Here is a 10,511-nt window from a genome sequence, read left to right on the forward strand (position 1 = left end):
TGCTGACGTGCAGTTTACAGGGTTAATGATTGAGAGGTCACCTTCGGTCACAACCATAATATTCAATGAGATACGTCACATGACCGAAACGATTCTGGCCCTGGATCTGGGCACACATACCGGGTGGGCACTGCACCACCGGGACGGCACGATTACCAGCGGCACCGCGCATTTCCAGCCCCATCGCTTCGAGGGTGGCGGCATGCGCTACCTGCGATTCAAGCGCTGGCTCAGCGAATTGCTGACCAGCGGTGACATCAGCGAAGTCTACTTCGAGGAGGTGCGTCGTCACGCCGGGGTGGATGCGGCACACGCCTACGGTGGATTCCTGGCGCACCTGACCGCCTGGTGCGAACACCGCAACATTCCTTACCAGGGCGTACCGGTGGGGACGATCAAGAAGCACGCCACCGGCAAGGGCAACGCCGGCAAGGCCGAGATGATCGCCGCTGCCAGAGCCCGCGGGCTTGATCCACAGGACGCCAACGAAGCCGATGCGCTGGCCCTGCTGGCGTGGGCGGTGGATCAGGAGGGTGTGACATGAAGATTCCTCCGCAACGCTACCGCTGCCCGCTGGGGCGGCTGCAACCGGACGTCACCGATCTCGAAGCGGTGAAGGAAACCGGCTGGCGCGAGCAGCGCATCCTGGTGGTGTCGGACGCCGACGAGCGGCTGGACTTCGTCGAACGCGAGTTCGTGCGGCGGCTGGGCGAACGGCTGTACGGTGCGGGAGGGCGACGTCGTGGCTGACTGGACGATCGAAGACGTCGCGGCACGATTTGCTGAAGCGGCCGAGACGGGCCGGCGACTGCCCCGCGTTCGGGTGCAGGGCTACTTCAACGTCTGGCCAACCTTTGCCCGGGAGGCTTGGGAAGCCTATCCGGAGGAGGACCGCGACTACCGGCCGTTGCCGCCAAGCCCGCAGGCCATCGACCGGATGCTGGAGACGATGCGCTGGGTGCAGTGGCTGGAGGTCGACCAGCGCCATGTCGTCTGGATGCGCGCCAAGCGCTACGGTTGGCGGGACATCTCAATTCGCGCGGCCTGCTGCACCAGGACGGCGCAACGTCACTGGCAACGGGCGATTGAGACCGTCACCGATCGGCTCAACCAGGCGATGGCAGTCGCACCGTGAAAGAATTTTGATAGAGCTTTCGGACATGTGCGCGCTGCTGCAAAAACCTGCGGAGCGTTGCCAAATTCAGGACTCCGAGGGGGTGTCGCATCTCGGGCCGTTTTGACCTACAGTCACGGCTATGGTTGGGAAGGGTGCGAGAGCAGCGACGCGGCCCTCACACACGAGAATTCCTTCCTTCCAGCCGCACCAGCGACCCGCCCCTGTGGCGGGTTTTTGCTTTCAGCGCCCCGTGATCCTTTACCTTGCCCACCACCGCCTTTGCGGAAGAGGCTGACGATGCTCTGGACAATGCAATGGCGCGGCTGCAGAAAAGACCGCACAATGCCAAGAGTCGCGTCAACAACTACTGAAGACTCCTGCCTGACACCCTTTTGGCATCATTGCTGGCAACACTTGAAGAACCTTCGGTCATTCGGTTTTGCTTCCCGGTGGCGAATCGGCACAATGCTCCTGTGGCTGGTTCTCGCCTGCCTGCTGCCGGGAATACTGGGCGTGGTGGTTTTGTTCTCGCGGGAATATCTGAACGGCCGAGCCCAACTAGAAAGGGACATGATCGCAACGGCGCGTGCGATGGTTCAGTCGGTTGATAGCCAACTGTTCAGAGCCAAGACCGTTGGCCAAGTACTGGTCACGTCGAGTGCGCTTATCCCCCACGACTTGGCGGGATTCCATCGACGGGCGCGTGACGTCATCGCCACGGCAAACGTGGGTATGAACGTCGTGCTCAGCGATGAGAACGGCCAGCAATTGGTCAACACGCTGCGGGAATTTGGCGAACCTCTGCCGCAGCACGGCCGTCCGGAAATTCTCCGTCGTGTCTTCGAGACCGGACAACCGGTCATTTCTGAGATCTACGTCGGTGGGGTACTGCGTAAGCCCGTGCTGAGCATCGACCTACCGGTGACTCTTGCCGGTAAGGTGGCCTATGTCCTGAGCATCGGCCTGTTGCCGAACGATTTCAACGCGATCCTCGCTGCGCAAAGCTTCCCACCCGGTTGGGTCTCAGCAATATTCGACCCCACGGGCACCATCGCCGCGCGCACTCACGCTTCGGAAGAGTTCGTCGGCCAGAAGGGAACGGCCGAGTACATCCAGCGCATCAGCGAATCCCCGGAAGGCTCAATGAAGACCATTACCCGTGAGGGAATTCCGACGTTGTCGGTCTGGAGCCGCTCATCGGTCACTGGCTGGAGTGTCGGTATCGGAATTCCTCGTGCAATCCTCGAACGCGATCTAATGCACACCATGACCTGGCTGGCTGCGGGCCTGGTCACCTTGCTCTTCGTTGGGCTCTGTTTGGCGTGGTTAGCCGGACGGAGAATCGCCGGCTCGGTCCGTGCACTGACCGCGCCGGCAATCGCCTTGGGACACGGGCAGTCCGTGCCAATTCCCGGTGTGTCTATCCACGAAGCGGCTGAGGTCGCTGTCGCGCTTCGTCAGACCGGAGAATTGTTGGCTGCACGCACTGCCGCCTTGGAGGCTGCCAATCGGGAGCTTGAGCAACTTGCTCGGGTGGACACACTCACCGGGCTGCAAAACCGCAAGTCAGCCAACGAGAGGCTGCACCTGGAATTCCTACGCTTCAAGCGGTCAGGCCGCCCCTATTGCGTGCTGTTCATGGATATTGATTGCTTCAAGGAGATTAACGATACCCTTGGCCACGAAGCAGGCGATCAAGTGCTGCGGCAAATGGCGACTGTGCTCAAAGATTCATTGCGGGAAACCGATTTCGTCGCGCGTTATGGCGGGGAGGAATTCCTCGCGATCCTCTCGGAGACGACTGTCCAAGGAGCCTTGGCGACTGCCGAGATCGTCAGACGCACGGTCGCCGAGCAATCTTTCCTCCTGGTAGGACAAGTGACAGTGAGTATTGGGGTCGCGACGGCGCTCGATGAGGACAAGAATGAGGAGGGGGCGGTACGCCGGGCAGATACCGTCCTCTACCAGGCCAAGGCATGTGGCCGCAACGCGGTTCGCTCTTGCTGACCGCATTGGATATGCCCACGAAATGAACAATCTGGCGTCAAGCCGCAAGACGGAACTCGCTTTGTTGACCGGTTAGCAGCGCAGTTTCCTCCGGTAGGCTTCACCCGCACCATCGAACCCGCCCCTGTGGCGGGTTTTTGCTTTCAGCGCCGCTACGGCCCGTGACCTCATCCGTCCGGGCCGTTCCCATTTGTCAGAGGTGAAACGTGGCCCCATCCGACTTGACGCTGGAGCAATGGCCGGTCGAGCGATTGATTGACTACGCCCGAAATCCACGCAAGAACGACCACGCCGTCGCGCAGATGGCGGCGGTGATCACCGAGTTCGGGTTTCGGATTCCCGTGGTTGCCAGGAGCACAGGGGAAATTGTTGACGGTCATCTTCGGCTCAAGGCGGCGCGCAGGCTTGGTCTGACCTCGGTACCCGTGGTCCTGGCCGACGAACTGACGGATGCCCAGATCAAGGCGTTCCGCCTCCTGGCCAACCGCTCTGCCACCTGGGCGGAGTGGGACCAGGCCATGCTGGCGCTGGAACTCGAAGACCTGAAGCTGGCCGACTTCGATCTGTCATTGACAGGTTTCGACGCCGACGAGATCGAGGCCTTGCTGGCCGACGATCACACCGACGCAGAGCAGCCGGGCGATGGCAACCCGCCCGATGCCGGCGACGACGTACCCGATGTCCCGAGCAATCCCGTCTCTCGCACCGGCGATGTCTGGACCTTGGGCCCTCACCGGCTGATCTGCGGTGACGCCGCTGACTCTGCCGTGATCACGCCGCTGATGGCCGGCGATCGGGCGCGGGTCTGCTTCACCTCACCGCCCTACGGCAACCAGCGCGACTACACCAGCGGCGGCATCACCGATTGGGACGGATTGATGCGCGGCGTCTTCGTAGATCTCCCGATGACCGACGACGGCCAGGTGCTGGTCAACCTCGGCCTGATCCACCGCGACAGCGAAGTGATCCCGTACTGGGACAACTGGCTGGCATGGATGCGCACCCAGGGCTGGCGGCGGTTCGCGTGGTATATCTGGGACCAGGGGCCCGGGATGCCTGGCGACTGGGCCGGACGTTTCGCCCCGAGCTTCGAGTTCGTCTTCCACTTCAACCACCAGAGCCGCAAGCCGAACAAGATCGTTCGCTGCAAGCACGCTGGCCAGGACTCGCACCTGCGCGCCGACGGATCATCGACAGCGATGCGCGGCAGGAATGGCGAGGTCGGCGGCTGGACGGCAGCGGGCCAACCGACGCAGGACAACCGGATCCCCGACTCGGTGATCCGGGTGATGCGCCACAAGGGTAAGATCGGGCAGGACATCGACCACCCCGCCGTCTTCCCGATCGCCCTGCCGGAGTTCATCCTCGAGGCCTACTCCGACACCGGCGACCTCGTGTTCGAACCCTTCTGCGGTTCAGGAACGACGATGCTCGCGGCACAGCGTACCGGCCGCATCGCCCGCTCGGTCGAGATTGCCCCCGAGTACGTCGATGTGGCGATCAAGCGCTTCCAGCAGAATTTTGCCGGCGTGCCGGTGACGCTCGTGGCCACCGGCCAGACGTTTGACGAGGTCGCCGACGAGCGCCTGGGGAGCGACGATGCTGACCGTTGAGCAGTGGCCGATCGACCGCCTGATCGAGTACGCGCGCAACCCGCGCAAGAACGATCATGCCGTCGACCAAATGGCCGCCGCGATCCAGGAGTTCGGTTTTCGGATCCCTTGTGTCGCCCAGTCCGATGGGCGCCTGGTCGACGGCCACCTGCGTCTGAAGGCGGCGCGCAAGCTCGGGCTCGACACGGTCCCGGTGATCCTGGCCGACGACCTGACGCCGACGCAGATCAAAGCCTTTCGTCTGCTGGCCAACCGCTCGGCCACCTGGGCCGAATGGGATGATGATCTGCTGCGCCTCGAACTCGATGAACTGAAGCTCGACGACTTCGATCTGGCACTGACCGGTTTCGATGCCGACCAGTTGCTGGAGATCATGGCCGGCGAGGAGAGCAGCACCGAAGGCCAGACCGACGACGACGCCGTGCCGGACGTTCCGGAAACGCCGGTGTCGCGACTGGGCGACGTGTGGGTGCTCGGCAAGCACCGGCTGCTGTGCGGGGACGCTACCCAAGAGGCCAGCTACCAAACGCTGCTCGGCACCGATCATGTGTCGATGCTCTGGCAAGACCCGCCGTACGGCGTGAACTACGCCAACAGCGCCAAGGACAAGCTGCGCGGCAAGAACCGGCCAATCCTCAACGACAACCTGGGCGATGACTTCGGTCCCTTCCTGCAAGCGGCGCTCACCCCGGCACTGGCACGTTGCGATGGCGCGGTCTACATCGCCATGTCCTCCAGTGAACTCGACGTGCTGCAGTCCGCATTCCGCGCCGCCGGTGGCCACTGGTCGACGTTCATCATCTGGGCCAAAAACACCTTCACGCTCGGCCGCGCCGACTACCAGCGCCAGTACGAGCCGATGCTCTACGGCTGGCCCGAAGGCGGCAAGCGCCACTGGTGCGGCGACCGTGACCAGGGCGACGTGTGGCAGATCAAGAAGCCGGTCAAAAACGATCTGCATCCGACGATGAAGCCAGTAGAACTGGTCGAGCGGGCGATCCGCAATTCGAGTCGGCCGGGTGACTTGGTGCTCGATTGCTTCGGCGGCTCCGGTACCACGTTGATCGCCGCCGAGAAGTCGGGCCGGTTCGCAAGGTTGATGGAACTGGATCCGAAGTACGTCGATACCATCGTTCGCCGCTGGCAGGAGTACACCGGCAACAACGCCACCCGAGAGTCGGATGGCGTTGAGTTTGATGCGATGTTCGGTCAGGCTGAGGTGGTTGGTGATGTCACTTGCGACCCGTAACTGCGGTCAGTTTGCTGCGCGCGGGCCCCGTCCAGAAGCAGGGGCCCTTGCCACTTTTGGCTTCGTCGTCCCAACGCTCAAGGATCTCGGCGTCGGTCCAGCCTTTGGCGGCGAGGTAGGCGTAGTCGTCGCTGTTGAAGTTGCTGTGCTTGCGGAGGGTCTCGTTGGTGGCCATGGTGTTTCTCCCGTTTGCGTTGATGACAGAGACATGATTGCTCTACCACGAACACAAGCCAAGTGCTTTCTCAATCATTTTGGCAACGCTTTCAGTCTTCCCAAATAGACGTTGCATCGCGCGCAATCCAGATGCGCGCCCGGTCGTCGTCGCTTGCTGCTTCGACCACCGCGCTGCCTGTTTTCGTGTTGACGCCCGCTTTGCCGGTGGCACAGAAAGTCTTGCCGTCGTGGATGATGATGCTCGGCGCCGCCTTGCTGAACTCGATCTGGATGCTCATCATGCCGCGGTTGCGACCGTTGGTATCGGTCACGTTGGTCTGGAGGGTGGTCTTGGCGGTCATGGCATGCTCCTCGGGGTAGTTGGCTGCGACACCCGTATGAACGCGCTGTTTGATTGACAAGGCAAGCGCGTTCTCAATCATTGTGGACGCATGGCGCCTTGGCTTGCACAGACGCGCCGTGTGGCGTCGTCGTGTCGCCGGCGAGTCCTTGCTTGGCGACGCCGATTCAGCACCACGTCACGCCAGACCGCAGTTCGTGGGCAACCGCCAGCAGGTGAAAGACTTCCTTGAGGCGCCGGACGACACCCTCCTGGTCGATGCCCGGGTCGATGACGCGAACGCCCCGCTGGATGGTCGGCTGGCCGTCGATCTCAACGATGCGGGTCGGCCCGCTCTCGTCGGTCGGTGCGACGGTCTGGATACCCCAGGCCTGATGCAACGCCCGGATGGCCCGTTGACGCAGGCGCGGTAGTTCGGCGAAGTCGATCTCGCCGTAACCCTCGGAGGTGTCGATGCCCAGCGCGCCCAGCACGATGGCCGCATTGCGATTGGAGTAGTTGACCTCCGTTTCGGGCTGCTGGTCGATGCGGATGGTAATGCTCATGGTGTGGCTCCCTGGCGTGGTTGGTGGCGACACCCCGATGAACGCGCTGTTTGATTGAGAAGCCAAGCGCCACGACGATCATTCGCGTGACCCGACGTCTCGTTCGAGATGGCCTCAACCCTGGCTGTCGAGTTGGAAACTTCCCGGGCCGTTGCCTTCGTCGTCGGCGAGGAAGATGAGGGTTCGCTTCTGCCCGTTGGGCAAGGTAATGACCAGACCGAAGAATTCGTCGCCGTACTCGTCGACGCCGGTCCGGGCAAGGTTGGTGATGGTGCCGCCCAACAGCGGGCGCAGTTGCTGGAGATGGAAGTCGACGACGGAGGGTGGGGTGCTGGTGGTCATGACAGACTCCTTTGGTGTACTAGTGGACGACGGGTGCTGGTCATCGGTTCTAAACGTCCCGCAGGACAGTGATGCCGGCCTGCGCCAGGGTCAACGCGGCGCTGGCGAAGATCGCCTCGGCCATCCCCGGACACGCCTGGGTGTCGTCGAGTAATTCGTCGACGACTTCGCGAGACCGAGCGCGCATCGCCACGAGTGCCGCCTCGCGCAGTTCGTGGCTGGCGGTCCTGATCTCCGGGCAGAGCCGGATCAGCGTGGTGAGGGCGGCGGTGGCGAGTTGGTTGCCGAGGGTATCCAGGTTGCTGGTTTGGGTCGGGGTCATGGCGGGCTCCTGCGGTGGTTGATGACGATCGTATGAACGCGCTGTTCGCTGCTGAAGCCAAGCGGAATCACAATCTTCGTCGGCTGGCCCCTGGCGTCGTGACGCTCGCCACCTCCTCGGCGTTGGCCCTGCGGGTTGCACGGCCGCGCCGTGTGGCGCTTCGACGCCGCCGGTTGACTACTTGGTGCACCGCGCCAGTTACGGCGCCCAGACGCCAAAACGCCCGGTGGCCCGGGCGTCTGGCGAGATGGTTGGCGGCTAGGCCACCAATTTCTCCGCCAGCTGGTACGCGTGATCCTTGAACCGGGCGCCCGAGCCAAACCAGGCGGCGTTCAACCGGTTGTCCTGGAGGCGGCCCTTCTCGTGGTCGATGTACTCGGTGGTGGCGTTGAGCAGACCCCACAGGGTCTGGTCGGTCGCGTCCTGGTGGCCGCCGATCATCTCGCCGGCAAAGAGTTCGACGATGCGGCGGTAGCCCTTGGACTTCCTGACCTGCTCAGGCGTGTAACTCTGCCCGTAGGGCATGAAGGGCTGGAACAAGTCCTGCAGCCAGCCATCGGTTTCGAGATCGGTCAGTTTCCGGCCGGCCATCAGCCCGGCCTTCTGCTGGAACTCGTCCCAGGCGTCCAGCGCGATGCCCAGGTCCGCCCGGACCGCTTTGGCATCGAAGATCGCCTGGTGCGAGATCGTCACCTGACGCTGCGCATCCCGGTTGCGCAGGGAGGCCTGCAGCGTGTTGTTGCACACGACCCGGATCGTCGTGAACCGCGCCACGGTCGCCATCGTGCCGTCGTAGGAGGTCGCCAGCAGCAGGTAGGGGGCGACTTCGTCGTCCAGGATGCGGGCGTTCTTGCCAACGCGCCCCAGTGCCCAGATGCGCCGGCCATTCATCAGCGCGCCGACGGTCTCGATGCGGAACTGCTTGGCCTCGGCCAACGCACCGAAGAAGTTGAGAATGTCCGCCGGCTGGACCACCTGGTAGTCGGACGAGACGACCGACAAGGGTGCGCCACAGTCGCTGCGGTACAGCACGTGCTTGTCGGCAAAGGACTCGCGCTGGTTCGTGACGGTGCTGTCGAACTGGACCTCGGCCTTGAGGGCGCGCCATTCGAGCTGCGCGGCCTTCTGCCAGACCTCGACGCTGGCCTCGGGATCGACCGTTTGCCCGAGCCCGTGCCAGGGGACATCGGTGTCCGTGGCGTAGGCGATGGCGGCTTGGCCGGTGGTGAAGTCGATCTGGTGTGCCATGGTGTTTCTCCTTCGTGGTGTGGTTGATGACGATCATATGAACGCGCTGTGCCCAACACAAGCCAAGCGATTTTTTAGTCCTCTGTCGTTTATCTTCGCCGTGGCTCCAAACGCAAGAACGCCCGGTGGCCCGGGCGTCTGGTGATGCTGTGGCGACTCACACCATGTGGCGTGGGTCGCCGGTCAGGATTTCGAGCCAGTCCATGACGTAGTGCTCGCCGGAGACGCCTTGGGTGCGCACCTGGCGCACGCGCTTCATGGTGAGATTCCACTCCTCGGCAATGCCGCGGATCGTCTTGTGATGCTTGCGCATCAGGTGCTGGATGGTTTGGGCGCTGAGGGTGTTCATGGTGGTCTCCTGCTGGCGTTGATGACGATCGTATGAACGCGCTGTCTGGCGCCGAAGCCAAGCGCCTTCTCAATCTTTTTCGGGGCGGCTGGATGTTTCCAACCACCCCTTCGGTGACTACCCAATGTGGTAGATGCGCTCACCACCCTGGGGTTTCTCCGAGGTGATGGTCAGCCCGAGTTTCTTCTTGAACGCGCCGGCAAACGCGCCTCGCACGGTGTGCGACTGCCAGCCGGTGGATGCGCAAATTTGCGCAATTGTCGCGCCCTCGGGCCGCTTGAGCAGGGCGATCACCGCCGCCTGCTTGCTGTTCGCGCGGGTGCGGGGCTTCGCCGTCGTCGCTTGCTTCTCGGCCACCCATTGCGCCTCGGTGACCACCAGGGCGGCTTCCACCTCCGGGTCGGGATGCGTGGTCGGCAGTGCCGGCGGGGTGCGCCCCAGTGCGTCGTAGCCACCCGGCGAGATGAACCAGTCAGCGTCGCTGCCGGTGATCAGGGCTTTGTTGCAGAGGCCCTCGATCACCTTCTTGCGGGCGCCGCCCTTGACGTTGTCGGGGAACCAATTGACACGGCCATCGGGTTGCTCGGCAGCCTGTTCGAGGACCAGGCGCTGGGTGTCGGTGAGTGCGGTGCGGGTCATGGCGATCTCCTTGATCGGGGTTGATGACGAGCACATGAACGCGCTGTTCAATCACGAAGCCAAGTCCTGCCAACCAGAAAGACGCGAATGCCCTTGCGTGCCCCGACTCCCTGCCGACACCCGGGTTGCGGTGCGGTGCTGACCACACCCGGCTATTGCGACGCGCACCGTGCCGATCACCGGCAGTGGGACAGCAATACGGGGAAGAGGCAGCGACAAGAGAAACGTGCCCTGCCCACAAACAGCGCCGCGTGGCGAGGCCTGCGCGCTCGGCTTCTGCGTGAGGCACCGCTATGTCAGGAGTGCCTGCGGCTCGGTGTCTTGTGCGCCGCCAGCGTCGTCGATCACATCGATGGCGATAGCCACAATAACGACCGATCGAATCTGCAGTCGCTCTGCAGTCGCTGCCACGCCAGAGTCACGGCGAGGCACGACGGCGGCTTTGGCAACCCGAACCGGCGTCGCCAAGCGGACCGAGACTGCTGAGCGGTGTCAGCGTCGGTCGATGGCCACTCGATGTCCGGCTGCGCACGCACGAAGCAAGGCCAGATCATTCGCTCATC

General features: G+C 63.2%; 15 protein-coding genes. 7 read left to right on the forward strand and 8 right to left on the reverse strand.

Translation table 11 applies throughout. From position 1 onward, the window contains the following. Positions 1–79 precede the first annotated feature (79 nt). The 6 genes from E4Q23_RS16290 (at position 80) to E4Q23_RS16315 (ending at position 5,986) form a co-directional block, all read left to right on the forward strand. Positions 80–544 (forward strand): crossover junction endodeoxyribonuclease RuvC, encoded by a 465-nt coding sequence (locus E4Q23_RS16290; protein WP_169067613.1) that lies wholly within the window; start codon positions 80–82, stop codon positions 542–544. Next, a complete protein-coding gene (locus E4Q23_RS16295; RefSeq protein ID WP_169067614.1) occupies positions 541–750 on the forward strand; it encodes a hypothetical protein in 210 nt (69 codons plus the stop codon). The genes E4Q23_RS16290 and E4Q23_RS16295 overlap by 4 nt, the downstream gene beginning before the upstream one ends. Beyond that, entirely contained in the window at positions 743–1,135 is a 393-nt protein-coding gene (locus tag E4Q23_RS16300) for a DUF6362 family protein (RefSeq protein WP_169067615.1), read from the forward strand. Before E4Q23_RS16295 ends, E4Q23_RS16300 begins: the two co-directional genes overlap by 8 nt. 447 nt (positions 1,136–1,582) lie before the next feature. Continuing rightward, positions 1,583–3,124, forward strand: a complete 1,542-nt coding sequence (locus tag E4Q23_RS16305) for a sensor domain-containing diguanylate cyclase (RefSeq protein ID WP_248595509.1) — start codon at positions 1,583–1,585, stop codon at positions 3,122–3,124. A gap of 206 nt (positions 3,125–3,330) precedes the next feature. Further along, positions 3,331–4,737, forward strand: a complete 1,407-nt coding sequence (locus E4Q23_RS16310; protein WP_336511715.1) for a DNA modification methylase — start codon at positions 3,331–3,333, stop codon at positions 4,735–4,737. Next, the gene (locus E4Q23_RS16315) at positions 4,724–5,986 is read left to right on the forward strand and encodes a DNA modification methylase (protein WP_169067616.1); all 1,263 of its coding nucleotides are present in this window, start codon (positions 4,724–4,726) and stop codon (positions 5,984–5,986) included. Before E4Q23_RS16310 ends, E4Q23_RS16315 begins: the two co-directional genes overlap by 14 nt. Here E4Q23_RS16315 and E4Q23_RS16320 read toward each other — a convergent pair. The 8 genes from E4Q23_RS16320 to E4Q23_RS16355 form a co-directional block, all read right to left on the reverse strand. Beyond that, a complete protein-coding gene (locus E4Q23_RS16320) occupies positions 5,970–6,161 on the reverse strand; it encodes a hypothetical protein (RefSeq protein WP_169067617.1) in 192 nt (63 codons plus the stop codon). The two genes, E4Q23_RS16315 and E4Q23_RS16320, sit on opposite strands and share 17 nt — an antisense overlap. A gap of 91 nt (positions 6,162–6,252) precedes the next feature. Further along, positions 6,253–6,585, reverse strand: coding sequence for a hypothetical protein (locus E4Q23_RS16325; RefSeq protein WP_169067618.1), 333 nt, complete (start codon positions 6,583–6,585; stop codon positions 6,253–6,255). Positions 6,586–6,670: 85 nt separating this feature from the next. After that, on the reverse strand, positions 6,671–7,048 hold the full coding sequence (locus E4Q23_RS16330) for a hypothetical protein (RefSeq protein ID WP_169067619.1): 378 nt from the start codon (positions 7,046–7,048) through the stop codon (positions 6,671–6,673). 114 nt (positions 7,049–7,162) lie between these two features. Continuing rightward, the gene (locus tag E4Q23_RS16335; protein ID WP_169067620.1) at positions 7,163–7,390 is read right to left on the reverse strand and encodes a hypothetical protein; all 228 of its coding nucleotides are present in this window, start codon (positions 7,388–7,390) and stop codon (positions 7,163–7,165) included. A gap of 49 nt (positions 7,391–7,439) precedes the next feature. Next, positions 7,440–7,712 carry a hypothetical protein gene (locus E4Q23_RS16340; RefSeq protein WP_169067621.1) on the reverse strand — a complete coding sequence of 91 codons (273 nt, stop codon included), beginning with the start codon at positions 7,710–7,712 and terminating at the stop codon, positions 7,440–7,442. 258 nt (positions 7,713–7,970) lie between these two features. Continuing rightward, positions 7,971–8,960: a DUF932 domain-containing protein gene (locus E4Q23_RS16345; protein ID WP_169067622.1), complete on the reverse strand. Its 990-nt coding sequence runs from the start codon at positions 8,958–8,960 to the stop codon at positions 7,971–7,973. Positions 8,961–9,117: 157 nt separating this feature from the next. Then, complete coding sequence (locus tag E4Q23_RS16350) at positions 9,118–9,309, reverse strand: hypothetical protein (RefSeq protein ID WP_169067623.1); 192 nt, start codon at positions 9,307–9,309, stop codon at positions 9,118–9,120. A 117-nt stretch (positions 9,310–9,426) separates the two neighbouring features. Continuing rightward, on the reverse strand, positions 9,427–9,948 hold the full coding sequence (locus E4Q23_RS16355; protein WP_169067624.1) for a DUF3489 domain-containing protein: 522 nt from the start codon (positions 9,946–9,948) through the stop codon (positions 9,427–9,429). A gap of 87 nt (positions 9,949–10,035) precedes the next feature. Between E4Q23_RS16355 and E4Q23_RS16360 the strand changes: the two genes are divergently transcribed. After that, the gene (locus E4Q23_RS16360; protein ID WP_169067625.1) at positions 10,036–10,434 is read left to right on the forward strand and encodes an HNH endonuclease; all 399 of its coding nucleotides are present in this window, start codon (positions 10,036–10,038) and stop codon (positions 10,432–10,434) included. Positions 10,435–10,511 lie beyond the last annotated feature (77 nt).

Origin of the sequence: Candidatus Accumulibacter phosphatis (genome assembly GCF_012939955.1) — a bacterium.
GTDB classification, from domain to species: domain Bacteria; phylum Pseudomonadota; class Gammaproteobacteria; order Burkholderiales; family Rhodocyclaceae; genus Accumulibacter; species Accumulibacter delftensis.